This is a genomic window from Candidatus Nitrososphaera evergladensis SR1 (assembly GCF_000730285.1).
In the GTDB taxonomy this organism is placed as follows: Archaea; Thermoproteota; Nitrososphaeria; order Nitrososphaerales; family Nitrososphaeraceae; genus Nitrososphaera; species Nitrososphaera evergladensis.
This window is the reverse complement of sequence record NZ_CP007174.1, coordinates 1431759-1455537: the sequence shown is the minus strand read 5'-3', so window position 1 is coordinate 1455537 and position 23779 is coordinate 1431759. Positions and strand designations below refer to the sequence as shown.

Annotated in this window: 28 protein-coding genes and 1 pseudogene; 12 read left to right on the top strand and 17 right to left on the bottom strand. The window is 51.6% G+C overall.

Translation table 11 applies throughout. From position 1 onward, the window contains the following. The first annotated feature begins 1187 nt into the window (after positions 1-1187). On the top strand, positions 1188-1469 hold the full coding sequence (locus NTE_RS07810) for a hypothetical protein (RefSeq protein WP_148700509.1): 282 nt from the start codon (positions 1188-1190) through the stop codon (positions 1467-1469). A 262-nt stretch (positions 1470-1731) separates the two neighbouring features. Here the strand turns inward: NTE_RS07810 and NTE_RS07805 are convergent, their stop codons facing one another. Further along, positions 1732-1992 (bottom strand): hypothetical protein, encoded by a 261-nt coding sequence (locus NTE_RS07805; RefSeq protein ID WP_148700508.1) that lies wholly within the window; start codon positions 1990-1992, stop codon positions 1732-1734. Positions 1993-2058: 66 nt separating this feature from the next. Here NTE_RS07805 and NTE_RS07800 point away from each other — a divergent pair, with 66 nt between their 5' ends. The 4 genes from NTE_RS07800 to NTE_RS07785 are packed head-to-tail and all read left to right on the top strand — an operon-like array spanning position 2059 to position 3841. Continuing rightward, positions 2059-2241 carry a hypothetical protein gene (locus NTE_RS07800; protein WP_148700507.1) on the top strand — a complete coding sequence of 61 codons (183 nt, stop codon included), beginning with the start codon at positions 2059-2061 and terminating at the stop codon, positions 2239-2241. Between the two features lie 25 nt (positions 2242-2266). Beyond that, positions 2267-2665, top strand: coding sequence for a VOC family protein (locus NTE_RS07795; RefSeq protein ID WP_148700506.1), 399 nt, complete (start codon positions 2267-2269; stop codon positions 2663-2665). Between the two features lie 44 nt (positions 2666-2709). Beyond that, entirely contained in the window at positions 2710-3573 is an 864-nt protein-coding gene (locus NTE_RS07790) for an isocitrate lyase/PEP mutase family protein (protein WP_148700505.1), read from the top strand. Between the two features lie 25 nt (positions 3574-3598). Then, complete coding sequence (locus tag NTE_RS07785) at positions 3599-3841, top strand: hypothetical protein (protein ID WP_148700504.1); 243 nt, start codon at positions 3599-3601, stop codon at positions 3839-3841. Between the two features lie 6 nt (positions 3842-3847). Here NTE_RS07785 and NTE_RS07780 read toward each other — a convergent pair whose 3' ends face one another. The 5 genes from NTE_RS07780 to cobO form a co-directional block, all read right to left on the bottom strand. After that, complete coding sequence (locus NTE_RS07780) at positions 3848-4327, bottom strand: acyl-CoA thioesterase (protein WP_226987243.1); 480 nt, start codon at positions 4325-4327, stop codon at positions 3848-3850. 27 nt (positions 4328-4354) lie between these two features. Beyond that, on the bottom strand, positions 4355-5383 hold the full coding sequence (locus NTE_RS07775; protein WP_148700503.1) for an NAD(P)/FAD-dependent oxidoreductase: 1029 nt from the start codon (positions 5381-5383) through the stop codon (positions 4355-4357). Between the two features lie 24 nt (positions 5384-5407). Further along, positions 5408-5590, bottom strand: coding sequence for an RNA-protein complex protein Nop10 (locus NTE_RS07770; RefSeq protein WP_148700502.1), 183 nt, complete (start codon positions 5588-5590; stop codon positions 5408-5410). Positions 5591-5603: 13 nt separating this feature from the next. Further along, positions 5604-6413 carry a translation initiation factor IF-2 subunit alpha gene (locus tag NTE_RS07765; RefSeq protein WP_148700501.1) on the bottom strand — a complete coding sequence of 270 codons (810 nt, stop codon included), beginning with the start codon at positions 6411-6413 and terminating at the stop codon, positions 5604-5606. Positions 6414-6497: 84 nt separating this feature from the next. Beyond that, on the bottom strand, positions 6498-7046 hold the full coding sequence (gene cobO, locus NTE_RS07760) for a cob(I)yrinic acid a,c-diamide adenosyltransferase (RefSeq protein WP_148700500.1): 549 nt from the start codon (positions 7044-7046) through the stop codon (positions 6498-6500). A 125-nt stretch (positions 7047-7171) separates the two neighbouring features. Between cobO and NTE_RS17575 the strand changes: the two are divergent. From NTE_RS17575 to NTE_RS07745, 3 genes and pseudogenes are all read left to right on the top strand, one after another. Beyond that, positions 7172-7498 (top strand): annotated as a pseudogene (locus NTE_RS17575) (PH domain-containing protein); the annotation flags it as partial. A 376-nt stretch (positions 7499-7874) separates the two neighbouring features. Further along, positions 7875-8030 carry a double zinc ribbon domain-containing protein gene (locus tag NTE_RS17570; RefSeq protein ID WP_148700498.1) on the top strand — a complete coding sequence of 52 codons (156 nt, stop codon included), beginning with the start codon at positions 7875-7877 and terminating at the stop codon, positions 8028-8030. A gap of 54 nt (positions 8031-8084) precedes the next feature. Further along, positions 8085-9482, top strand: a complete 1398-nt coding sequence (locus NTE_RS07745) for a cobyrinic acid a,c-diamide synthase CobB (RefSeq protein WP_226987242.1) — start codon at positions 8085-8087, stop codon at positions 9480-9482. On the opposite strand, the gene NTE_RS07740 is transcribed toward NTE_RS07745, so the two are convergent. The 4 genes from NTE_RS07740 to NTE_RS07725 are packed head-to-tail and all read right to left on the bottom strand — an operon-like array spanning position 9467 to position 15206. Then, positions 9467-10924 (bottom strand): precorrin-8X methylmutase, encoded by a 1458-nt coding sequence (locus NTE_RS07740; RefSeq protein ID WP_148700497.1) that lies wholly within the window; start codon positions 10922-10924, stop codon positions 9467-9469. The genes NTE_RS07745 and NTE_RS07740 overlap by 16 nt on opposite strands. A 31-nt stretch (positions 10925-10955) precedes the next feature. After that, complete coding sequence (locus tag NTE_RS07735) at positions 10956-12026, bottom strand: cobalt-precorrin 5A hydrolase (protein ID WP_226987241.1); 1071 nt, start codon at positions 12024-12026, stop codon at positions 10956-10958. A 46-nt stretch (positions 12027-12072) separates the two neighbouring features. Beyond that, positions 12073-13674 carry an ArnT family glycosyltransferase gene (locus NTE_RS07730; protein WP_148700496.1) on the bottom strand — a complete coding sequence of 534 codons (1602 nt, stop codon included), beginning with the start codon at positions 13672-13674 and terminating at the stop codon, positions 12073-12075. A 47-nt stretch (positions 13675-13721) separates the two neighbouring features. Continuing rightward, positions 13722-15206 (bottom strand): ArnT family glycosyltransferase, encoded by a 1485-nt coding sequence (locus NTE_RS07725; RefSeq protein ID WP_158385265.1) that lies wholly within the window; start codon positions 15204-15206, stop codon positions 13722-13724. 104 nt (positions 15207-15310) lie between these two features. On the opposite strand from NTE_RS07725, the gene NTE_RS07720 reads away from it, so the two are divergent. Next, a complete protein-coding gene (locus NTE_RS07720) occupies positions 15311-15754 on the top strand; it encodes an AsnC family transcriptional regulator (RefSeq protein ID WP_148700494.1) in 444 nt (147 codons plus the stop codon). Here the strand turns inward: NTE_RS07720 and NTE_RS07715 are convergent. The 4 genes from NTE_RS07715 to NTE_RS07700 all read right to left on the bottom strand — a co-directional run bounded on the left by NTE_RS07715 (position 15739) and on the right by NTE_RS07700 (position 19142). Beyond that, positions 15739-16851 carry a cobalt-precorrin-5B (C(1))-methyltransferase gene (locus NTE_RS07715; RefSeq protein ID WP_148702086.1) on the bottom strand — a complete coding sequence of 371 codons (1113 nt, stop codon included), beginning with the start codon at positions 16849-16851 and terminating at the stop codon, positions 15739-15741. The genes NTE_RS07720 and NTE_RS07715 overlap by 16 nt on opposite strands. Positions 16852-16922: 71 nt before the next feature. Beyond that, positions 16923-17675 carry an SDR family NAD(P)-dependent oxidoreductase gene (locus NTE_RS07710; RefSeq protein ID WP_158385263.1) on the bottom strand — a complete coding sequence of 251 codons (753 nt, stop codon included), beginning with the start codon at positions 17673-17675 and terminating at the stop codon, positions 16923-16925. A gap of 61 nt (positions 17676-17736) precedes the next feature. Further along, positions 17737-18879 carry a methionine adenosyltransferase gene (metK, locus tag NTE_RS07705; RefSeq protein WP_148700492.1) on the bottom strand — a complete coding sequence of 381 codons (1143 nt, stop codon included), beginning with the start codon at positions 18877-18879 and terminating at the stop codon, positions 17737-17739. 11 nt (positions 18880-18890) lie between these two features. Then, on the bottom strand, positions 18891-19142 hold the full coding sequence (locus NTE_RS07700) for an LSM domain-containing protein (RefSeq protein WP_075053799.1): 252 nt from the start codon (positions 19140-19142) through the stop codon (positions 18891-18893). 107 nt (positions 19143-19249) lie between these two features. Here NTE_RS07700 and NTE_RS07695 point away from each other — a divergent pair, with 107 nt between their 5' ends. After that, complete coding sequence (locus NTE_RS07695) at positions 19250-19906, top strand: AAA family ATPase (protein ID WP_148700491.1); 657 nt, start codon at positions 19250-19252, stop codon at positions 19904-19906. Between the two features lie 73 nt (positions 19907-19979). After that, complete coding sequence (locus tag NTE_RS07690) at positions 19980-21119, top strand: glycosyltransferase (RefSeq protein WP_148702085.1); 1140 nt, start codon at positions 19980-19982, stop codon at positions 21117-21119. Between the two features lie 274 nt (positions 21120-21393). Here NTE_RS07690 and NTE_RS07685 read toward each other — a convergent pair whose 3' ends face one another. Continuing rightward, positions 21394-22428, bottom strand: coding sequence for a hypothetical protein (locus NTE_RS07685; protein WP_148700490.1), 1035 nt, complete (start codon positions 22426-22428; stop codon positions 21394-21396). A gap of 118 nt (positions 22429-22546) precedes the next feature. Here NTE_RS07685 and NTE_RS07680 point away from each other — a divergent pair, with 118 nt between their 5' ends. Then, on the top strand, positions 22547-22876 hold the full coding sequence (locus NTE_RS07680; protein WP_148702084.1) for a dUTPase: 330 nt from the start codon (positions 22547-22549) through the stop codon (positions 22874-22876). Here the strand turns inward: NTE_RS07680 and NTE_RS07675 are convergent. After that, entirely contained in the window at positions 22865-23344 is a 480-nt protein-coding gene (locus tag NTE_RS07675; RefSeq protein ID WP_148700489.1) for a tetrahydromethanopterin S-methyltransferase subunit A, read from the bottom strand. The genes NTE_RS07680 and NTE_RS07675 overlap by 12 nt on opposite strands. Next, the gene (locus tag NTE_RS07670) at positions 23341-23739 is read right to left on the bottom strand and encodes a pyridoxamine 5'-phosphate oxidase family protein (protein ID WP_148700488.1); all 399 of its coding nucleotides are present in this window, start codon (positions 23737-23739) and stop codon (positions 23341-23343) included. The genes NTE_RS07675 and NTE_RS07670 overlap by 4 nt, the downstream gene beginning before the upstream one ends. Positions 23740-23779: the final 40 nt, after the last annotated feature.

The window sequence follows — 23779 nt, the reverse complement described above, 5'->3', positions numbered from 1 at the left end:
TCACTGTGAACAACTATTCACATAACCAAGCAAATTACTTAAAATTTAGCTCCAAATTTAGCAATTACCTTAGTTTAATGAGTCAATACATCACGCTGTTTAGATTATGCAGGAAATCATAGATTCTTAGTGCAAGCGTCTGCCAAGCATCATCGCAACTAGCGTTTATTATCGTACGAGTCATTCTGGGAATGATGATTAAAGATTTAATTAGTATGTGCCTCTACCTACTATAACTGCCAGCAGCAGGAGGGGCATCGCGGGTTGTTTGGCACTTGCTCAGGCGCGAAGCTGGCACGCACCTGATATGGATCATGTAAATGCAAAATTTTAATGATTTTCTGGCTCAAATGCGGGCTTAGTACATGATTTGTCCAGCCAAGGCTATTGTTGCATTTCAGAATGCTTTTCCAAATTTGCAGAAGAAAAAAAGCAATGACACACGCACACAGATGGGCTTCGCATGAACCCGTTTCACACCAATAGCTAATGGCGCATGGATTATTTCATTTGGACAAATATCCAAAAGCGTACTCCATCATCATGAGGAGAGGTTCTCAACCATAAATTAGCGAGGGCAGTTCCATAGAATGCGAACTAGTTTAGCCTCTGTTAATTTTCTACATTACAGTGTTACCCAGTTTTTATATGTTCAATATTTTGCTATCAATTCTAAATGCAAAGGTTGGTTGAGACAAGGCCAGTGAAACACAAGAAATACCGGCTGCCTTATGACTGCGATGCATGTTCAAAGGAAGCAACAACTGAAGTATTTCTGGAGAGAGATAATTGTATAGTTCTTCGAAGGTATTGTGACAGTTGTTTGTCAAGTCCAGAATCATAAGATCGCATAAATTGCATCAGGAAGGGCTGGATCGCCAATGATATTGCACTGCCAGCTTACCTTTCAGCACTAGGGCCTAGAGGTCAGGGGTAGCTGGCACAAATTGCAAGCCTTTACCTGCAAGCCAGCCCAAGCCTGATCCCGACAACCATGTTTGGCGCCACATGGATTTTTGTGCTACAGCAGGAAATAATAAAATAAAAAAGTTGAGAACACATAGAGCCAATATTATTGCAGGCGGCTGCATCTCATTTGACTCCTGCTTCTCTAATATTCACCAGAATGATTTGAAAGACGAGTTTTTGGAATCTGTTTTAAGATAGTTTTGTTAAGTTACTGCGCAATGACAACAAACACAACCTTTCTTTTAGAGACTATCAAATTCAGCCAAGATAATTTACATACAACGCTTGCTTGCTCAAAATGTGCGGAGGTTTTCCAAAAGGAGTTTCCACTTGCGCTTGAAGGATTAACAAGCCAATTCAAATGCCCTATCTGTGGGGCTGTTGGAGAGGCCGACCTTCCATCCAAAGAAGGCGAGGAACCAGAGAAGCTACAAGAAGACCTTGTTGTTGCAGAGACAGAAACTGAGGAAGGAGAATCAGGCGATCAAGATGAAGTATAGATTAGTGTTTAGGAACTTTGTATCCTGGCCGCCGTAGACAACTCTTGCAAAACCTTTGGAGCATGACGTAATCTTTCTTTTCAATCAATACTTCAATCTGAGCCGGCTTTTGCATGTCGTACAGTACGGCGCAATCGTGTATTGATCTGCGTTTAATCGCCTAATTTGGCATGATTTTGACAATGAATATGTATGTTTAAACAAATATTAAGGTGAGTCTGCATTTTTCGACTGAAAAAGTTGCGACGTATCCTAACTGTTTTTAATTGCTCTTGGTATTAGAAGCATGTACGCATCCCTTACCCCATGTCAGCCGGTCAGGGAGTTCGGCTGTGGCGTGGTTCATGGTGCCATTTGCCGCCCTGACCATGGTCGGTTTTCTGACTTTTTCCATAGCATAATGAGAAGGGCCCATCGATATTGAATATTTAACAATATTGTCTCTAGCGCTATCTACGATCTCATTATAAAATCTACAATCCAATCCAATCTGTATTCCAGTTTCCATCACAAATGCAATCAATACTTTAACTTGACACATTCTTCAAGACAAAGCATATTAACGGTACCTGCAAACTCTATCGCGTATATGATGAACTGCCCTGTGTGCGGAGCGATAATGGTCTGGCTCAACGGCTCCGTCCTGCATGACCCGCCAACAAAATTCTACGAGTGCAGGCACTGCAAGATCAACGTGACCAAGCTTGCCGACGGCACCATTGAAACAGAACAGCAACAGCCGCAAGAAGAGCAGCAACAGGCAACGCAGTAATAATAAGGATATAAAAAATGACAAAATGAAGGTCAGAAAAGTAATAGAGACTTGCATCTATTCTCATGACCTTGGATCGCTAAAGAAATTCTATTCGGATATTTTGGGCCTAAAAGTAGTCGATGAGGAAGAGGGCAAATTTGTATTTCTAAAGGCAGGAGCCAGTATGCTCCTTGTGTTCAATTCTGACCGGACATTTCCTTCAAATGACAAGCTGCCTCCACATGGAGCATACGGGAACATCCACTTTGCCCTTGAAATAGAAACCGGCGATTATGAAAAATGGAAGGAACATCTTGCACAAAACGGTGTTGCAATAGAGCTTGAAGTCAACTGGAAGGAAGCCAGGTCACTGTATTTTCGCGACCCGTCTGGCAACCTCGTTGAGCTGATAACGCCCGGCGCCTGGCCAGTTGACTGTTAGTAAAAGCATAATAATGTTGCACAATGTTCTTGCACACATACAAAATGCAAAAGCCGCGTTCTCTACGTGAGCAGCTTGAGGACAAGAACAGGATAATAGTTTTGCCGGGCGTGTTTGACGCGCTGAGCGCAAGAATTGCGGAGCAAGTCGGGTTTGAAGCGATGTTCCAGACAGGCTATGGCTCTTCTGCTGCGCTCCTTGGGATGCCCGACTTTGGGTTTTTAAACGCCGGCGAGACGGTTGACAATGCAAGGCGCATCATACGTGCCGTCAGCGTCCCTGTTCTCGTTGACGCGGACACCGGCTATGGCAACCCGCTCAACGTGTGGAGGCTCGTCCGAGACCTAGAAGCACTTGGCGCGGCAGGGATATTCCTTGAAGACCAGATATGGCCCAAGAGGTGCGGCCACATGGTCGGCAAGGACGTTATCCCAAAGGACGACTATTTGCCGAAACTAAAGGCTGCAGTCGAGGCAAGAAAGAGCAGGGACTTTATCATAGTCGCCAGGACCGACGCAAGGGCGCCACTTGGCCTTGACGAGGCGATAGAAAGGGGCAAGGCGTATAGAAAGGCAGGCGCCGACGTGATATTTGTCGAGGCACCAAGGACTGTCGAAGAGCTGAAAAAGGTCGCTGACGAGATAGACGCCCCGCTTGTGGCAAACATGATAGAAGACGGCGTGACTCCAAACCTCACAGGGCCGGAGCTGCTAAAGCTGGGCTACAGGATAGCGGTATGGCCCCTTTCCGGCCTGTACAGCGCCACGTACGCCATGCGCGAAGTCTTTACAGAGCTGAAAAAGACCAGCTACACCAAAAAGACGCGCAAGATGATGGTCACATTCAAGGACTTTAACGAGTTTGTTGATCTGCAAAAATACATGGGCCTTGAAAAGCGCTATAGCTAAAGAAAAGAGATGATCTTGATAGAATATGCAAAGAAGGTCAAAGCCCGTGGCAAAAAAGGCAAAGAAGGCCAGAAAAGATGAGGAGCAGATAACGGTACTTTTGCGCGAGATTCTTGCCGAGCTTCGCAGGCTCAACACAAACCTCGAAAGGAGGCAGCAGACGGCGGCAGCAAGTGCAGAGCCAGCCGAGATTGAAGACGCCATAGATATGGAAGATGACGACGAAAATGGCGACAGTGGTTCCGAAGAACTAGAATACTTTGAATGAGATTAACTACAATTTGCCGGCTTCGCGCAGGCGCTGCTGCATACGCTTTTCGCCCTCTGAAAACCGCTTCTTGTCCTCAGCCGTTTCCAGCAAGAGGGGCGGCACCTCTGTTGCCTTGCCGTGCTTGTCAAGTGCCACAAGCGTCACAAACGCCGTCCCTGTACGAGCCTTTGTCCCGCTGTCATAGTCTTCTGATTCGACGGTAACTTCAACCTCCATCGACGACCTTCTGACATAGTTTATCCGGGCAGACAGTACGAGCGCGTTGCCAATGAACACCGGCTTTAGAAAGGTCATCCTGTCCATGGCCGCGGTGACGACGTTTGGGTGCCCCACGTGCCTCTTGGCAACGATGCCGGCAATGAGGTCCACGTGCTTTAGTATCACGCCTCCAAAGACGTTTCCCATCGGGTTTGCGTCAGACGGCATCATCAAGACGGTGGTTTCTGCCTGTGAGTCTTGCGGGCTTTTTGCATTTAGCGACAACTGCTAGCTAGCGCCTGCCACCCTCGGCTATAAAGCGTTTACCAGCCGGTTCATCTTCTCAAGGCTGACTTCAAACCCAAAGCGGCTCTCCTCCTTTTTCATATGGCGGTACATGCTCATCAGGAGGTTTGCATGGCGTATGGTAGACAGCTTGCCGTCCATCTTTAGCCTGACGATGCGATAGACGTCGTCGTAATAGTCAAAGTAAGAGAGAACCTTCTTTCTGTATTTCTTGGCGTCAAGGCCTTTTCTGTCGTCAAGGGCGTCGAGGAAAAAGTCGCAGCACAAAAGCGACGGGATGATGCCCTCGCCAAGCATCGGAAACACGCAGCCGATGGATTCGCCAACTCCTACCACGTTTCCGTCAAAGAACGGTTCCATCTTTTTTGGAGGCGCAAGCCGGATTGGCCTGCCAATTTTCTTGACGATCTTTGCCTCAGGGTGTTGCTCAAAGAATTCCTTTATGCCGTGGTACTTTTTTTCCACGTCGCCGGCCCCCATGTAGCCTTTGCCGTCGCCTAGCGGAAAGTACCAGAAATATCCCTTGGCGCCCTTGTAGCCTATCGTATAAAACTCGTTCTCGCCCTTGACTTCTTCAAGCAGGTATTCGTACGCAGGTATGAGAAAATCTTCGCCTGACTTTGGCAACAGCGTGCGGTGCAGGCCCGTGCAGTCAAGGACGTGATCGTATTTTTCAAACGGGAAATCTTCCTTTGTCACCTTGGTGCCGTACTTTATCTCCAGCCCCTGCATCAGGTCGTGCTCCCACCTGTGCTTGTCGTAGGTGACAAGCCCCTTTAGGTCGAGGTATTCGACCTTGCCTGCTGGCAGGTCCATGCGCAGCCTCTGCCCTATGTGCATGATATAGTCTTTAAAGTCAAGCCCCGCCTTTTCTGAAAATTTGGACAGCATGTGCCGCGACGCGCCCCAGGCGCACACTGGCCAGTGGTTCTCCGGCCTTGACGACTCGAACACCTGGACTTCATGGCCGCGTCTCTGGAGCATATTGCCAAGGTAGCTCCCGGCCACTCCTGCACCTGCAATGGCAAATCTCAACGCGCAAGTGTCAGGACCGCAACTTTACTTATAATCCTTGTCGCCCTCTTCTTCTTCATAGCGCTCGGCCACCCGGTAGCGCACGTACTTGTCGTCTGGCGAATATTTCGGCGGGTGAGGATCGGCAGTCTGGGAATTGCACTTTGGGCACGTGTTTGCAAGGGTGTACGCTCCGCAGGCGGTGCACTTGCGGATTAGATGTCTCATATTCTACTATTCTCTATCCTTGGTGCGATTTTTTCGACTCTTCGCGGATAAAGTTGAATGCGCCGTGCTGTTTTTCAATCGCAGAGCGGATCTTTTCCACTGCGTTGTTCATCGATTTTTCAGCCACCTTGAAATTCTCTGCCGTTACCACTATGCGGTAGCGAGGGGCGCCTACGTACGTGACCTCTGTCGTGGCGTTTCCCTTGCTGCTTTCCACGCCTGCAAGCGTGCTTTTTATGATCTCGATGCCGTCGGGTTTTTTCGAGGATATCTCCATGACGCCCCTCACTTCAACATGGGGCACTTGAATCTTGTTGCTCTCCTCCTCCATCGCCTTTTTGATGTCGTCTGAAAAATCGAACTTTTGGAGTAGCTCAGGACCTCTTCTTGCAATGTCCTCGAAAATGTCATAAACATAGTCGTACTTTTGAAGGACCTTTTCTTCTATCTCCGCCACCTGCTGATCTGAAAGTTTCAGCTTGGCCTTTATGAAATCCATGAACGCATCGGCCTTTTCGCTCTTTTTTACCTCGATGAGCTTTGACTTGCGCTCCTCGCCAGAGACCTGCTTGAGAGAGCAATCCACCTCTCCCCTTGCCCTGTTGACGCGGATTACTTTCAGCACCGCCTTTTGCTTTGGCCGGACGTAGCGCTCGATGTTGCGTATCCAGCCGGTCGCAATCTCGGAAATGTGGAGAAAACCCGTCATGCCGTTGTACTCGTCAAGCGTGACATAGGCTCCGTGGCCAGTTACCTCCCTCACCGAGGCAATGACTATCTCGCCTTCGTCCGGGAGTTTGGAGGCCTCTTGAGCAGATGACAAATCATTTTACGCGGTGCGCAGACCATACTTTAAGGTTGCCCTGATGGTTAGATACCATTAGATTTTTTTGATGATACAAGAGATCTAAAAGTCGATGCCCTTTCTGGCCTTGATCCCCTTCTGAAAAGGATGCTTTACCTCCCTCATCTCGGTGACAAGGTCTGCCGCTTCTAGCACCTTTTCGTGTGCGTGGTTGCCTGTCAGAACAAGCGTGGTCTTGTCAGGCTTGGCCGCAATTATGCCAAGGACGTCGTCGACAGTAATCAGACCGAGTTTGACCGCATAGTTTACCTCGTCAAGTATCATCACGTCATAGGCTCCTGACGCAAGCTTGTCCCGGACAAGTCCCACTGCATCTTGCGAAGCCTTTTGGTGTTCTTCTATGGGATGGTCGTCGTCTATGATGCCCACAAAGCCCTTGCCGGCAGCAATCATCTCAAACTCTGGCTCTAGTCGCTTGGAGCTTGTCAGCTCGCCATAATACCACTCGCCCTTGATGAACTGGATCATCCCCACCTTGTGGCCGTGTCCCACCGCCCGCAAAACTATTCCAAGCGCCGCGGTAGTCTTGCCCTTGCCCTTGCCCGTATAGACTATGACCGGAGCCCTGTCCAAAGAAGGAGGAGGAGGCATATGCGTGTGTATTGTCACAAAAGAAACGGGTTGGGATAAAAACTAACCTGCCGGCCCTAGTAGAAACATCCAGAACCTCCTTACATCAGATATTTTAGGAAAAAGCGTAGAGGTTTCTGTCGGACATGATGCTTGAAAGGATGGACCCAGACATAGCTGGCCTGCTTATGCCCAAAGAAGAGATACTTCTTGTGGCTTCGCAGTCCAAGGTCGCCCCCGGCGGGTCCATCTCGGCACCTGACAAGATATACATCACCACGAGTCGCGTGCTTTTCAAGGATCCCAAGATGTTTGGCCTGCGGGCAAACATCATTGCCATAAAATACGAAGAGATTGCCACCGTCATGTTAAAGCGCGGCGTGTTTTCCACAGAGATACTCTTAAAACCCCTCGCATCTTTGCAGCATATTGACCTGCCGGCTGTCGACAAGCAGGTGGCGCTGCAGGTAAGCGCGTTCATCCAAAAGGGCATGAGGGGCGAATTATCAAGCCGCAAGACTGCCCAAAAGCAAGAACCAAAGCCCGAGATGAGACTCGAGCCGGAAAAACCCAAGATGGATGCGCTTGACAGGCTTGAAAGGCTGGCGCTTATGAAGCACCAGGGCATGATAACCGAGGAAGAGTTTGCCATCCTCAAGGAGGAACTGATGCTGGGGATCAGGCCCCAGATAAGTGGCGAAATGCTTGTTGTCTCCTCCGCCGTCCAGCCGTCACGGCAGCTAAAGGCCGAGCCTCCAAAGCAAGCAGCAACAATACAGGAGGTAGCAGAGCCAAAGAAGAAGAAGAAGAAAAGAAACGGTTGCGTGCCGCTACTGCTGCTTTGCAGCCGTGCCCCCTGCGTCCAAGTTCTGCCCAGACTGCGGCAAGGACCTCAAGGCAGAAACCAACGTCTGGAAGATGTGCCCTGCGTGCGATGCTCTGACAACCAATGATGCGGTGTTTTGCTCTGCGTGCAGACAAAAGTTCCCCGAGATCCTGAGCTAAGTAGTCATATTATATTATTAATACCACCATTCTGCAACACAATTGTGTTGCTGCATGGCGACGGTGGCAGTCCCTAGAATAGTGGTCGCAGGAGTCACAAGCGGAGTGGGCAAGACCACTGTCGCAGTTGCAATAATGCACACCCTGCGCAAAAAAAAGGGGCTTGCCGTACAGCCATTCAAGGTCGGGCCTGACTTTATCGACCCCTCTTACCACACCTTTGTGACGGGGCGCAAGTCGCGCAACCTCGATGTCTGGCTCATGGGAAGGCAGGGAGTCATTGACTGCTTTAACTCTGCGTGCGAGAGTGCCGACGTGGCAGTCATCGAGGGCGTAATGGGACTCTTTGACGGCATGTCAGGAAAAGACAACTTTGCAAGCACCGCTCACGTGGCAAAGATACTTGGCGCGCCGGTGGTGCTGGTAGTCGATGCAAGCAAGAGCGCGCGGTCCATTGCGGCCATAGCCCTTGGCTTTACTCACTTTGACAGGAGCGTCAGGATTGCAGGCATCATCCTGAACAACGTGGCAAGCGACAGACACGCAGGCTACCTTTCAGAAGCGCTTGCAGGAAAGGTCAGGAGGGTGCCGGTGCTTGGCGTCATCAGGCGCAACAGCGAGATAAAGATGGACGAGCGCCACCTCGGGCTCGTGCCTGCCCAGGAGTTACAAAAGAAAAAACGCGCCGCGATACTTGACGCCGCAAAATACGTCTCGGAGCAGATTGACATTGACTCTATTTTAAAGGCATGTGGGACAGGCCCGCTCCCTGCATCATCGTCTGCAATGAAAAAGGCACCAAAGAAAAAGGCCACAACAATAGCAGTCGCGCTTGACGAGTCGTTCAACTTTTACTATGCGGACAACCTTGACGCGCTAAGGAGGGCGGGTGCAAGGCTCGTCTTTTTCAGCCCGGTAAACGATGCCAGGCTGCCGGAGGGAATAGACGGCGTGATGCTTGGCGGAGGCTTTCCAGAAGTGCTTGCAGACAAGCTGGAGAAAAACAGGCCCATGATAAAGTCTGTCGCAAAAGCGGTAAACGCTGGCATGCCGGTGTACGGCGAATGCGGCGGGCTGATGTACCTGACACGCTCGATAAGCGGGTACAAGGGCGAGAAAAAAACTCGCAGGATGGCAGGGCTGATTGACGCCGACACGGTCATGACCTCCCGCCTCACGCTCAACTACACCGAGGCTGACTGCGACGGGCCGGTCTTTGGCAGGGCAAACCTGCGCGGCCACGAGTTCCACTATTCCGCAATAGAGGACATTTCCAGGGACAGCAGGTTTGCGTACGCCATGAAAAAGGGAAAAGGAGTCACGGATGGCAGGGACGGCTTTGTGATAGGCGAAACAGGTCTTGCGGCATACATGCACCTGCACTTTGCAAGCAAGAACAACGTGCTGGCAGAGAGGCTTGTACGCAGTTGCGCATCCTACTTGCGCCGCTGACTATTATTCTGGTACAGCAAAAGCAGCGCGTTGATTATTGACGACGCGGCTGGACTGCCGCCCTTTCTGCCGACGTTTGTTATGAACGGCACGCCATCGTCGTCGTCAGTCATTTTGGCAAGCGCTTCCTTTGACTCGGGCGCAGACACAAAGCCCACAGGGATGCCGACTATTAGCGCAGGCTTGGCCACGCCTTCTTTTACCATCGAAATGACTTCCAAGAGCGCGGTCGGCGCGTTGCCAACAACTACAATCCCGCCTTCTATTTCCTTTGCCGCGTGCCTCATGGCCATCTCCGACCGGGTCTTGCCAAGCCTCCTTGCTTGTTCTGCGACGCTCTTGTCAGAGATGTAGCAGGCCCCCTTGAGCCCAAGGTCGGAAAGCGATTTTTTGTTGATGGCGGCAAGCACCATGTCTACGTCCGTGACTATGGTGCACCTGTTTTTGATCGCAAAAAACGCAGACTCGATCGCGCGCTTGTGGAACAGCATCTTGCCCTTGCCGGCAAAGTCAAAGTCAGCCGTTGCGTGAATCACCCTGCGCACTATTGGCCACTGCATGGAGTCGTAGTCGTGCGGTCCGACTTCAGAGTCGATTATCTCAAAGCTCCTCTTTTCAATGTCAAAGGCCCTCTCCGTCATGCTCCTGCTTGCGGCAGTCCCAAAGCTTCTGTCGTCCGGCCCCTGGCGGTTTTCCACTTCCTTGGCGCGCTCGACTACGAGGTTGACCAGCTTGTCGTCAACTCCCAGGTGCCTTGCCATGTAAGCGTCTTGAAAGCGCGCTTTTTCAAGTGCGGCCGAAACATCGTTTACAACGTCGCGCTTGATGTGGGCTCCTTTATGCAGGAAATACGGCATCATGAGTAGCACTTTTGGCTGCCTGGCCACCGCCTGCATGACCCCCTGCTCGATGTTTGGTGTGTCAAGTTCTAAAAAGCAGTGGTGCACGTTTCGGTAGCGAGATTTTATCGCCTCTGCAGTGTGCACGAAGGCGTCGTGCGCATTTCTGTCGCTGCTGCCATGCCCTATCAAAAGCACGTCGCACTGGCTGTCGGAAAGGCTGATGCTTTTTTCTTTTTTTAGTTCGGCTATGCGCTCCGATACAAGCTCTGGCATCATGGGATGATAGCTGAGCGGCCTTGTTATTACCAGATTCAGGTTCTTGTCGCGGCCTATCCTTGCGCTCTGCTTTACCGTGTCTTTTAGCTTCATGCCGGGGTAGAGGAAATAGGGCATCACGGTTATCGCCTCGGCGCCGGCGTCGACGCACTTTTTGATGCCCTCTTCAATGAACGGGGGGAGCACCTCAAGGAAGCAATAGTCGGCAAAGTCGTATCCTGCCTTGCCCTTGGCAAGCGCGCATATCTCCTGCATCTCCTGCCGGACCTCTGGCTCCCTGCTGCCCCTGTCGACGATAAGAAGCGCCCTCTTCTTCAATTGCAAAAAATGTGTGCATATATTGGGATAAAATATCTTACTGAGAGAAGTCTGCGACCCTGCACACGGCCACGGTGAGGTTTGGCGGGAACTTTTGCTTTTGCACTATCAGCTCGCCCTTTGAGTCCAGGATGGCTGAAGCCTCTGACACGCTTGCCGTCCCCTCGAACTTTTGCACGGCCGGCGACGGGTTTGGCACCTCCACCTTGGCCAGGTCTTCTTTTTTGTAGATCTGAACAGGCATTCCATACTGCCCTGCAAACTCGTCGAGGCCCTTGACCCTTGCCCCGCGGTCGACGCTTGCGATGTTGCGCACGCTCTTGAGCGCAAGGCCTTTTTCCTTAAAGACAGCAGTTACTCCAGACTCTATGGTTTCCTTGTTCGTGTCCCAGTGCAGGCCAATCCCGACCACGAGCGTCTTTGGCCTGTACACCACGGACTTGGCCACGACGTCCTGATCCACCATCTTGTCGGTGATGACAAGGGCCGCCTTGAAATCAGGCGACTTGACTTTTTCGATATTATCGACAACGGTGACGTTTTTTGGAAGCTGCTGGCCCTGCCACCAGTTGCGCTCGCCGGCATCCTGGTAGATGGCGATCCTTTCCTCGTTTACCATGAGCGCGCTTGTCTTTGTCACGTTGTCAAAATTCTCGATTGTCCAGCCAAACTCCCTGCCCACAAGGTCCACGGCGATGGTTTCGTTGACGTCTGCGGCCGTGGTTATGACGGGCTTGGCGCCAAGGAAAGAGGCCACGAGCCGTGCAAGCGCGTTTGCGCCGCCAAGGTGGCCTGAAAGCGCGCTGATGACATAGTTTGCCCTGTCGTCTATTACAATCACTGCAGGGTCGCTTTTCTTGTCCACAAGGTATGGCGCGACCATGCGTATGACTGCGCCAAGCGAAAACACGCATATCAGCGCGTCGTGCGACTTGAACAAGCTGGCGACAAGCTGCGTGCTCTGCTCTGAAAACCAGTTGATATCTGCGCCGCCGTCGCTGTGCTTTGCAGGGACGTAAACCTCCACCTCGGGCATCTTGCCCTTTATCTTTCGGGCAATCTCGATCCCGTGTTTTGTAATTGCAACGACGGCGGTTTTGCTCGCCAAGGCAAAATTATGCAGATTGCAGTGGAAATTAATCTTTTACTTCTCCTTATTTCAAGGCCATGATCTTGTAGTATTCGTTTTCGTATACCGTGTTGTAATGTGTCGCAAGCTCGTCCTGCCGGTCAAGCCAGTATTTTGTCGTGTTTAGGGCGTCAGAGCCGGGATGGCTGGTGATAACCAGCCACCTGTCATAGGACCACGGCTCCTTGAACGATGCCTTCCACGTGCTTGGTTCTATAATCTCATCAAAATTCCGCAGCGCGATCCCGCTTGTAACCATTATCCTCTGCTCCAGTCCGGATCCCGTCAGCACCATGATTTTGCCGTTGCCGTCATACAGAGACTTTAGCGCCTCGCCTGTTTTTATGGCAAGCTGGTTTTCCTTGACAGAGTAGCCACCTTTTGCATCGTCCACCGTGATGACGGCAGCAAACGCAGGAATAGCTAATTGATAGATAAACAGGGCGCCAACTATGGCAGCGATGGTGATGGCGCGCCTTCTTTTTACTATCCTGCCATCATCACCAACCTTGGCAAGGAATATGCATGTCATTACTATGATCAGAGGCGACAGGAGCACCATAAACCGCGAGTTGAACCAGTAGGACATTTCGCCAATTCCAATCAACAGCGAGACGATGGTAAACAGCGGCGGAAGCGCCAGAAACAGAAGCACAATCTTTTTGCCATCTATGCGGGCTTTGCGAAAGACATAGTACCCTGCCACCCCTGCGCCAAGCAGAATGGGCCCGTACATTGCAAGCGCGGTAACGCCATAAACCGACAGGACGTTTGCAGGCTGCAGGAACAAGAGCTCGCGAAACGGCCTGTTTTGCGCGTACCAGGACGCAGAATAGTACTGCGCATTGCTAAACTCAAACGGATCTCCATAGTGGTACTGGTTCCAGGCAAGCCAGAACACTATGCTTGACAGGGAGAGAATGGAAGCAAGTATGGCAAGTGCTTTTCTATTGTTGGACTGTTGATCCTTGCCCTCCTTTTTCTTTATTGCAAACACGCCTACAACAATTATCAAAAAGACCGGAAGGAACCAGCTTTCATACCTGCACAAGGTGGCAAACGACAGGAAAACCGAGCACAGTATCAGGTCTCTCAGCTTGTTGCCCTTCTGATACCACATCTGGAAATAATATGCAGAAGCCACGAAAAAGAGCATGAAAGGAGCTTCAGTCATCGAGGTTATCCCAAGATACAGGATGTTCGGGTTTGTCGCATACAGCAGCGCCCCTGCAAAAGCAGCGTATGCCGGAATGACGGCGATGCCGGGGATTTGCAGTCCTTTTGCAATTTTGTACAGGTATACCGAAGTCAGAGCCAGGCACGGCAAGCTCAGGGCCGTGCCTGCAAACCCCGTTGAAAAAAGCAGGTCTACCAGAACGAATGGAATCAGCAGGAAATGCGGAAGCGGCATCCACACCGTTCCAATCTGGCCCAAGCCGGGGTTTTCGCCCCAGTCTACCAGCTTTCTGGCTGCAACTGAATGCGAGACGGCGTCCCAATAATAAAGAAGAGAATACTTGTCAACTACAAAGTACAGGTAAAATGCTGCGGCAAGTCCAATAGCTATGACAGCCAGAAATATTATTACAGGCTCTTTTCCTCCTCTGCTTACTGCTATCTGTAGCATATGCGGGCTACACGCGTCCTGAAAAGGACATTAGAATAAAAGCCTTGTCAAGGGACCCTCTGCCTTACGTCGATAAAGTCTCCCTGGTTGTTTAGCGCCATGCTGGTATACGGATACAAACCTACATCATAGTTTCTAGAGTTGCCGTAAAAAGTTCTGACGCTGGCGGTGCTGTCATATGCTTGTCTAATCTGCGGCTCGCCGATGCTGCCCTGCAGGTGTGGCTCTGACACAAGCACAACCTTGTCTGTGTTGATTTCAGAGTACAGGACATCTCTGTAGTCGTTCATCGCATACGGCATGTGAAACACAAACTTGTAAGGCCAGGCGTAGACGGGGTTTGCAATTATCGTCGTGTCCTTGTCTGCTATGGACAGGGCAAATGCCGTAGCCTCAAACTGCGCAGATGTCACATTGGTTGTTATCAGCAAGGTGGTGCTCACCAGTCCAAAAAGTACCACGGACGCTACTATGCCATAGCCTGCCAGATTGTGTTTTCTTGATTTTATCTTGTCAACCAGGTCATTTAACCACAAGGCACCTGCGATGCAAAACACAGGCAGCACCGGGAGGATGTGGAAATACTGCACGTATCCAATGAGCCACAGAAATGCCAAGAAAGGCCCAAGCCACAGCAGAATAAACAGGTCTTTTCTTGGGATGGCGTACATTAATCCAACGACGCCTAGCGCCAGCAGGACGGGGTCGACGGTGAGAAAAGTCTCAAAAATGCCTGCGACTCCGTAGCTGTGCCTCTGGGTCTGTGCCAGAACGCCTTTAACCCAGTTATCAAAGGAATTGGTCGATATGCTTTGAAGAGGCCATAATAGAGGAATCAGGATTACAGGGATGAGCCATATGCCAATGTTTCTCAGCCTGCTCTTTCTGTCCTTGCTGCTGCCAGTGTAGATCATAAAGCCGACAAGGGGGATCATGGCAAAAACAGGGATCTTTGTGAAAATTGCCAGGCCAAGGCATACGCCCGAAAGCAGCGCCGGCAGATACTGCTTCTGGCTTGAGCGCGCCAGCTGGAGCGCGAACAATATTGAGGACAGCAGAAAAGGCAGCAGCAGCGACTCTAACAGTATCCTTCGAAAAAGCCAGCTCATGGGCATCACTGCAAACAGGAGGGAGGCAAGAAATGCAACGCGAGAATTGTATTTGTACTCGGCAATCTTGTAAATCAGAAACGTATCAAGCACGGCTAGGAGCCCCATCCATATCTTTGGGACAAGGTAAAGCTCTTCGACCGACTGGACCGAAGCGGAAGGATGCAGCGAATCAGGAAAGCCGGTGACGGCGAGCAGCCCTGCCAGAAACATCTGGCCAAACAACGGGTGATCGTAATAATAGGGGTTCTCTTGGGGCATTTGGTACACTAGCACGTTCATTGCCCTGCGCATGTAGATGCCTTCGTCGTAGAATATGTCAGGAAAGCCGGTGGCATTCCAAAGATGCGTAAACGAGGATAATATTATCGGAATAAAGATTATCAGCGAATACTTTTTCTTGCTGATGGTAATAGAGAGCAAGAACATGTATGCAAAAAAACACCGATTATAAAAAAGCTATCGAAGGTTAGGGCATAGTCAAGGTTAAAAGAACAGTTTCGCTGTAATGTACACGCTATACAACATTGCCAGTCCAACTCGATGACACGGACGTTGCGATACTAAAGTCTCTGATGGAAGACGGGCGCAAGTCTTTTCGTGCAATATCCCGCGAAATCAAGGTCAGCACGCCCACCGTCAAGGCAAGGTACGAGCGCCTCGTCAATATCGGCCTCATCAAGGCAGTCAGGCCAGAAATTGACATGTCCAAGATAGACAAAAAGAGTGACGAGATTGGCGATGCGCTGCAAGAGCTAAAGAAGCAAAAAAAGCACTTTCATGTGTATGTCGAAGGTCTGAAGGTAAAGCTGAAATGCGACTTTTGCGGGGGGCCGGTGCACGACAAGCCAAAGGTGCTCAGGTTTGCAAGGTTTGAGCGGTTCTTTTGCTGTGTGCAGTGCAGGGCGTCGTACAAGGAAAAGTACGGCGGAAGGATAGAGGCGCTAAAACGCAATCAAGAGGAAGAATAGCGCGCAAGGATTTTGCCGTCAAAGTCGAACATGACTATTTCAAGCGCAAGCTGGCCCTTTGAATGATCGCGCATCTGCTCGTACACCTTTTTGCACAGCAGGTCAAAAAAGCCGTGGACGTTGTTTTTTGCCACTATCTCGCCTGCGTGCCGGGCGGTGTTTGCCTGTCTTATCTCTGCGACAACAGAAGCAGGTGCGCCGCACTGCTCTGCAAGGCCGGCCATGAAGTCAAGGCTGACATGATGGCCGCGCACGTGCGTCTGCTTTATCCCCATCGCCATCTTTGTCAGTTTCCCGATAAAGCCGGCGATGATTGCTTTTTTGATGTGCTTTGTGGCGCACTGCGTGACGGAATATCCTGCAAAGTCGCCCATCTGTATGAAACTGTGCTCAGGAAGATCCGGAAACAGCGTCTTGGCAAAATCCTCGCTCCTGCCGCCAGTTGTTAGGACCGCAGTGTCTGCGCCCATCGCAATGGCCACATCAAGGCTCTGTCGTATCGCCGCTGCAAATGACGCGGTAGAATATGGCAGTACAATGCCGGTCGTTCCAAGTATCGAGATGCCGCCAACGATGCCAAGGCGCGGGTTGTCAGTCTTTGTTGCAAGCTCTTTTCCCATCGGGACCCAGATAACGACCTTGACCCCTTTTGTTTTCAATTGCTCGTGAGCTACTTCATCCACTGCCTGCAGGAGCATTTTCATCGGAGTGGGGTTTATTGCGGCTTTGCCCATCTCCAGCCCGAGGCCAGGCTTGGTCACCCTGCCGACTCCTATGCCGCCATCGATGTCTATCATGCCGGGATTATCATCAATCAACGAAACAGTCGAGCAGATTTCCGCGCCGTGTGTGACGTCAGGGTCGTCGCCCCCGTCCTTTATTGCAGCACATGTTGTTTTGTCGCCTTCAATTTTTGTCCATGCGATCTCGAGCGTCGCAGTCCTGCCCTTTGGAAGCGACACCGTAACCTGCTCTACAGGCTTGCCATTTACAAGCGCCAGGAGCGCGGCTTTGGTCGCCGCCGTAGCAGTGGTTCCTGTCGTGTAGCCGGTGCGCAGAATACCTTTTTTCTTTTTCTCCTCCACTTCTGCGGGCAGTTCCTGTTCCTGTTCTGCCAGCTCTAGGTCGTCGTCATTTTCCTTGTGAGCATTATCATTATCGTCAACAGTCACAGGAGCACCGCCCCGCCGTCGATTACAAAGGTGTTGCCGGTTGCAAAGGAAAAGTCGTCGCTTGCAAGGCTTGCCGCTACCCTTGCAACCTCTTCTGGTTTTCCCCACCGCTTCATGGCGTTTTCCTGCGCTGCCTGCCTCCGTGCCGTTTCGTCCATCGAGCCAAAGGTGGCGTCGGTGGCAATGTTGCCAAGGGCAAGCGAGTAGGCCCGGACTCCCCTGTTTCCATATTCAAGCGCGATGTGCTTGGTCATGGCGATGATTCCGGCCTTGGCAAGAGTGTAGGGCGCGCCCTCGACGTGGCCTGCCACCGCAGGAGTTGACGAGATGCTGATGATGACTCCGCCGCCATTCTTTTTTTCCACCATCACAGAGAGCACTGCGCGCGTCAGGCGGAACGTGCCCTTTAGGTCGACTTCAAGCACGCGGTCAAACTCTTCGTCGGTGACCTCGTGCATCTCCTTGTACCACATCTTTTTGTCAAAGGGATAGCCGGCATTGTTGACAAGGATGTCTATTCTGCCGTGCTCTGCAATTGCATCCTTTACAAAGGCCTTGACGCTGGCAGGGTTTGAAACGTCAAGTGAAAAAGGGTGCGCGTTTTTTCCGACCTTCTTTGCGGCGTCGCCGGCGCTTTTGATGTCGCGGGAACACACGAGGACTGTGGCGCCCCTCCTTGCAAACTCTTTGGCCATTTCAAGACCAATGCCCCGCGTGGCGCCCGTGATCGCCGCAATTTTGCCCTTCAATGACAGAGGATAGATGGCAGACATTATTATTTTTTAGACTGTTTTTTTTTGCATCAGCCGGTTAGTTCAGCAGGGAAGCCTTGTCGGTCTTTTCCCACGTAAAGCCCGGCTCGCTCCTTCCAAAGTGGCCGTATGCCGCAGTCTTGCGGTAGACAGGGCGTTTTAGGTCAAGCGTCTTGATGATGCCTGCCGGCTTCATGTCAAAGACCTTGCGCACGCGAGCCTCTATCTCCTCTTCAGGAGCCTTGCCGGTGCCAAACGTGTCTACCATTACGGATACGGGCTCGGCTACTCCGATTGCGTATGCGACCTGCACCTCGCACTTGTCTGCAAGGCCGGCAGCCACTACGTTCTTGGCAACGTACCTTGCCATGTAGCAGGCAGACCTGTCCACCTTGGACGGGTCCTTGCCAGAGAACGCGCCTCCGCCGTGCCTTCCCATGCCGCCGTACGTGTCGGCTATTATCTTGCGGCCCGTAAGGCCGGTGTCGCCCGGCGGGCCACCTATCACGAACCTGCCGGTCGGGTTGACAAGGTATTTTGTCTTGCTGTCCACCCATTCGCCGCACACCGGCTTGATTATCTTGCCTATCACTTCCTCGCGCAGCTGGTCCATGCTAATGTCTGGCGCGTGCTGCGTCGATATGACGACGGTGTCGATGCGCTTTGGGATGCCCTCCTCGTAGACGACGGACACCTGCGACTTGCCGTCTGGCCTTAGCCATCCAAGCTCCTTGCTCTTTCTTGACTGCGAGAGTTTCATGGAGAGCTGGTGGGCCATGGTTATCGGAAGGGGCATCAGCTGCGGAGTTTCGTTGGTGGCATAGCCAAACATGAGGCCCTGGTCGCCGGCGCCCTGCTCCTTCTTTTCAGTGGCAGTCACGCCCATCGAGATGTCGGGGCTCTGCTCGTGAAGTGCCGCAAGGACAGAGCACGAGTCGCAGTCAAAGCCGTAATCGGGCTTGTCGTAGCCAATCTCGCGGATGGTGTCGCGGACTATTTTCTGCACGTCAACCCTGCCCTTTGACGTCACCTCGCCGGCCACAAAGACGATGCCAGTCGTAGTCATCGACTCTGCGGCAACGCGAGAGTCAGGGTCCTGCCTGAGAAACTCGTCGAGAAGCGCGTCAGAGATCTGGTCGCAAACCTTGTCAGGATGGCCCTCTGTAACGCTTTCAGAAGTAAACAGCCAGCGCTTTACCATTTGCCACCACGCTAGAGGTCTTTCTCAAGCCTGATGAACAGAACGTTGTTGCCGCGGATGACTACCTTGCCGTAGTTGGCCATCACGTCGGCGCCGTTGAACTCTTCTGCGTCGGTAAGTATCAGGTTCATGTAAGAATCGACATTGTTCATCCTCCCCTTGTACTCTATCTCGCTCTTCAGGCGCACGGCGACCTTGCGGTTAAGCGATCTCTGGAGAATCGACAGGGGACGTTTTGGTTGTTGAGATGACGGAGAAGACACGCTAGTTAATCACTTTGGTGGTCGTAGGTTTGCGCCGCAAATAAAAAGGTTCCCTTGCCCTCCCTTAATTCATAAAAAGGCCGCGTCCTAGAGAATGACAAGATATAATGTTCATCCAGACCGGCTCGCAGTCGCTTGACGCGCTCTTGGGAGGCGGCATCAGAACAGGAATGGTCACCGACATATACGGCGAGAGCGGTTCCGGCAAGTCCCAGCTATGCTTCTCGCTGTGCGCCAGCTGCACAAAAGCAGGATTCCGAGCATTTTTCGTGGACACGGCCGGCACGTTCCGGCCAGAACGCGTCTCTGAAATGGCAGGGACAAAAGAAGCGCTGGACAGGATCACGTTTGTACGGGCGCTCAATACTCGGGACCAGATAAACGTAGTTGAGAGAGTGCGGGATGCAGATGCCCGGCTTCTCGTAATCGACACGCTGACGTCCCTTTTTTCAGCAGAGTATTCCGCCGGCCCGGCGAGGCACCTTGCAGTCATGTCGCACCTCCACGACCTTGCAACCTTTGCAATAAGCACGGACTGCGCGGTCGTCGTGACAAACATGGTAAGAAACGCGCCAACCGAGACGGGCAAGTATATCCAGCGCGAATACCTTGGAAGCTCGGTTTCAATATACTCGCACATCAGGATGAAACTTGCCCTAGAGGACCCTTCAAGAGGATGGTTCCACGCGGCGTTACTGCAGCCGTCCACCGGCACTGCGCAGTTTGCAATCATCCCGCGGGGCCTGTCAGACATAGGAGACTAACCGTTTTATAGAACGGCAGTCTAAAACAGCTGTGGACGCTTTGCCGCAAGAGCTTGTCGTCAAGCAGGACAAGATGCCGCTTTCGGTTATCCTGCCCACGTACAACGAGTCGCAAAACATCACCAAGATGATCGACTCGATTGCAGAGGCGCTGCCGCGCAACACGCCTGCAGAAATCATAGTAGTCGACGACAACTCGCCCGACGGGACTGCAGACATTGCGGCCAACCACGCCGCAAGCCTTGCCAAGCAGGACAAGCGCTTCCGCATACGCGTCGTGCGCAGGGCAGGCAAGCAGGGCCTCAGCTCTGCAATACTTGCAGGAGTGCACGAAGCGACAGGCGAGATAGTCGTGGTCATGGACAGCGACCTTTCCCACCCGGCCCACACCATACCCAAGATGCTTGAGGAGATAAAGCAGTCAAAATGCGACATCGTTGTCGCTTCAAGGTACATCAAGGGGGGCGCGATATCAGGGTGGCCCTTCAAGCGCAAGCTCATGAGCAAGGGCGCGACCAAGATAGCCAAGTACAGCCTTGGAATAAAGGTAAAGGACCCGATGTCCGGCTTTTTCGCGTTTCGCAGGCATATCATCCACGGAATCAAGTTCGACTCTATCGGTTACAAGATGCTCCTTGAGATGCTCGTCAAGGTCAAAGGAGCAAGGATAAAAGAAATACCCTACACGTTTACAAACAGGTGTGCCGGCGCAAGCAAGCTCGATTCGGAGGTGGTATTTGACTACATACGCGCGGTGTGGCGCCTGTACCGCTACGGCAGGGCGGCGCCAAGTGAGCGCAGGACATCGGTGCGCTTTTTCTCAAAGGCAGGCAGGTTCTACACGGTCGGGGCAAGCGGCCTCTTGATCAACTACCTCGTCTCGTTCATACTCACGACGCTTTTCCAGGAGATCTGGTACCTGCACGCAGCTATAGTCGGAATCACGTTCTCCATAACGTCCAACTTTATCCTCAACAAGATCTGGACGTTTGAGGACATGGACTTTGTAGCCAGAAAGACACTGCTGCAGTACGGCATGTTCGCCGGCTTTTCATCGTTTGGCGCGCTGGTGCAGCTGGGCATGATGTACGCGCTTGTAGAATACCAGGGCGTGGGCAAAGAGATCGCGCTCGTACTAGCTGTCGGCGCCGCATCGATAGGCAACTTTCTTTTGAACAAAAAGTGGACGTTCAAGGAAAAAGTCTGGAGCTAGTTCGACAAGTGTCTATCTACATCGACTTATAATGTAAATTATGATTTTGACAAAGATAAATTGTGTAAAAATTATGCTATAATTCTGGTACATTAGCATAGTTCTAAAATTTTATGTTGGAAAGACTTAATAATTTATCACCGTTACTCCAAGCAACGAAATAAACTAACTAGATAGGGACCCCCCGTATCACAAATGTGCGGTATTGGCCGCCTTTCGATAGGGGGACGACCCTATCTAACCGGCTTTGTTGCACTGCAACTTTGTAAAAATTTCAATTGGACCTGCGCTTTCTGGGCTCTATCAGGCCCATCAGCTGATAGCCGTACTCCAGATTGTGCTTGACGTGGTTGATGCCGTGCGTCCCATGCGGGACAAACTTGCCGTCAAGCACGTTTTCGATGTATGTCTTGGCCTTGCGTATCGAGTTGGCGGCATGCTGCAGCTGGTTGTCGGTGAGCTTGCGGCCAAGATCCTTTTCCACCTCCATCTTCAGGTGTTCCGGCTTTGACAGCTTGCTGTACTTTTGCAGGCGCTTGTAGTTGACTGAAAGGTCGGTTATCTTTTTAATGTCTGCAGCAGGCAGGCTTGCAAGCGACGCCTCAAGTTCCTTCTTTGGCCTACCGGTTATGATTGCAAGGTTGTCGACTAGGTCGTCATTGAACGTTATCGCTGGCAGGTTTGGCTGGCTATTGTTGGCAGAAGAAGAAGGCGATGAGGAGGATCTTTTTCCGCCGGTCAAGGGCCTTGCAGCAACAGCAGCAGTGTAGCTGGCGACAGGGTCTTCCAAAGGCGCGCTGGCCTTTCGCTCCTGATAGTAGCGCTCGATTCCGTAAACGCCGACTGCTTCACCACGCGTGTCTACTCCCTTGTCAAGTATCGATATGACATCGACGATTATTCTGGGAAAATGCAGTTTCAGTTGTGCAGGTGCCTTTTGGTGGTTTTCCATGATGTCCATGTAGATGTAAAACGTGGCGTCGTTTACGGCCTTTGTCCCTGCCCTTTTAGAGTCCATGCCCTTTGCGGCCACGGTCAAAAAGTCGCACAGTTCTGACTGCGAAAAAGCGTGGCCTGACACTGTGCAGGCGTCAGCCACTGCCTTAATGGATGCGATCCACTTGCCGTATGCGTTGACGGTTGCAAGCGACACGTTGCCCACAAACTCGACTGCCTTTTTGCGGATCTCGGCATCCTCTATCTTCAGCATGTCAAGCGATGACGAAAGAACGTTTCCAAGCGACGCAGAATCTTCGGGCATTGAGGAATTGGGGGTGGTAGTAGCAGCAGGTTGCCTGCCAGAAGCCATAGCGAGCTGTACTATCACCACATGCCTTAAAGCTTTCGCAACAGCTCGACACTAGTCGGACAACAATCATCATCAGCAGCAACTATTTACCTGTCTATCCAAAACAGACATCCTGATGATGGACACGCTAGAGACGATATTTTCCATGCAGAAAGAGCTTGCAAATATGATGGACCTGTCAAGATATCCTGCAACAACAGAGGGCAAGGTCTCGGCGCTTTCCACGGCAATAATCCACGAGGCAGTGGAGCTTCAGCGCCTGACAAACTGGAAGTGGTGGAAAAAGCCCTCTGGCTTTGACGAGGCAGCCGCAAGGGAAGAGCTGATAGACATATGGCACTTTGTGGTGCAGGCGTCGCTGGAACTTGGCATGACGCCGGCAGACATTCTTGACGAATACAAGAAAAAGAACCAGGTAAACCGCGACAGGCAAAAGTCAGGCTACTAGCAGTGTTATTTTTTCAAGGGCAATAACTCCAATCATGTCAGTTATTGTTACCTGCCGCCGGAATACCTCGACCTTTTCCTGCGAAGACAAAAGCACGGGGTACGGGCCTGCCGCGCCGATTATCCTGCCCTGCCCGTCGATGCCGTTTTTGTAAAGCGCCAGCAATGCCTGGCCTGCCATGTGACCCTTGACCTCCCTGCCGCACACTATGATTCGCTTCAAGTCAGGGTGTGCAGAAACGTAATCGATGATGGCATCGATGCCCTTGTTCTCTGACAAGAGCCGGCCGGCTATTGCCACCTTGCCCATGATTGTTTCAGATTCAGAGATCTTTTCAAGCAGGTCGATGCTGCCGAGGGTGCACACCGCCACTTCCTTGCCTTCACCCTCAAAACTCTCGTGCTTGACAGGTATCAACGCCTCGCACACCTTGCCCGCCGCGTCGTCAAACTTTTTCTTGAATGTCATATGCCCCAGCTGACCTTGGTTGTTGGAACTACTCGTACAAAGGGCGCCTCGCCTTCCTTCCACGGTTCGCGCCTGACCCATTCAAACTTTTCATGGAAAATCCTGTAGAGGCGCGCAAATTCCTTGCCTCTTTCGATTATCTCTGCTTTGCCCTGAACACACACCGCCTTGTTGCCAACCGAACTATTGTAAACATCGACTACAAGCGCGACTTTATCGTTTTTCTTCAAGTTCTCCAGTTTCCGGGTTTCAAGGTCTGTGGCAAAGTAGAACGCGCCATCCTCAAACACGTACGACACCGGGACTACGTGCGGCGTGTTGTCGTGGCAGGTCGCAAGCCTGCACGCCTCGTTTGCAAGCAGGAATTCTTTTTCGGCCTTGGTAAACGAGATCAACTACATGAATTTTTTGCGGTTTCTCGTATTTATAATAGCC

What these genes read in the sequence shown, in the direction of transcription:
- NTE_RS07810 (WP_148700509.1), top strand. Translation starts at nt 1,188, where the DNA reads ATGACAACAAACACAACCTTTCTTTTAGAGACTATCAAATTCAGCCAA.
- NTE_RS07800 (WP_148700507.1), top strand. Translation starts at nt 2,059, where the DNA reads ATGATGAACTGCCCTGTGTGCGGAGCGATAATGGTCTGGCTCAACGGC.
- NTE_RS07795 (WP_148700506.1), top strand. Translation starts at nt 2,267, where the DNA reads ATGAAGGTCAGAAAAGTAATAGAGACTTGCATCTATTCTCATGACCTT.
- NTE_RS07790 (WP_148700505.1), top strand. Translation starts at nt 2,710, where the DNA reads ATGCAAAAGCCGCGTTCTCTACGTGAGCAGCTTGAGGACAAGAACAGG.
- NTE_RS07785 (WP_148700504.1), top strand. Translation starts at nt 3,599, where the DNA reads ATGCAAAGAAGGTCAAAGCCCGTGGCAAAAAAGGCAAAGAAGGCCAGA.
- NTE_RS07770 (WP_148700502.1), bottom strand. Translation starts at nt 5,590, where the DNA reads ATGAGACATCTAATCCGCAAGTGCACCGCCTGCGGAGCGTACACCCTT.
- cobO (WP_148700500.1), bottom strand. Translation starts at nt 7,046, where the DNA reads ATGCCTCCTCCTCCTTCTTTGGACAGGGCTCCGGTCATAGTCTATACG.
- NTE_RS07745 (WP_226987242.1), top strand. Translation starts at nt 8,085, where the DNA reads ATGGCGACGGTGGCAGTCCCTAGAATAGTGGTCGCAGGAGTCACAAGC.
- NTE_RS07730 (WP_148700496.1), bottom strand. Translation starts at nt 13,674, where the DNA reads ATGCTACAGATAGCAGTAAGCAGAGGAGGAAAAGAGCCTGTAATAATA.
- metK (WP_148700492.1), bottom strand. Translation starts at nt 18,879, where the DNA reads ATGGTAAAGCGCTGGCTGTTTACTTCTGAAAGCGTTACAGAGGGCCAT.
- NTE_RS07695 (WP_148700491.1), top strand. Translation starts at nt 19,250, where the DNA reads ATGTTCATCCAGACCGGCTCGCAGTCGCTTGACGCGCTCTTGGGAGGC.
- NTE_RS07690 (WP_148702085.1), top strand. Translation starts at nt 19,980, where the DNA reads ATGCCGCTTTCGGTTATCCTGCCCACGTACAACGAGTCGCAAAACATC.
- NTE_RS07685 (WP_148700490.1), bottom strand. Translation starts at nt 22,428, where the DNA reads ATGGCTTCTGGCAGGCAACCTGCTGCTACTACCACCCCCAATTCCTCA.
- NTE_RS07680 (WP_148702084.1), top strand. Translation starts at nt 22,547, where the DNA reads ATGGACACGCTAGAGACGATATTTTCCATGCAGAAAGAGCTTGCAAAT.
- NTE_RS07675 (WP_148700489.1), bottom strand. Translation starts at nt 23,344, where the DNA reads ATGACATTCAAGAAAAAGTTTGACGACGCGGCGGGCAAGGTGTGCGAG.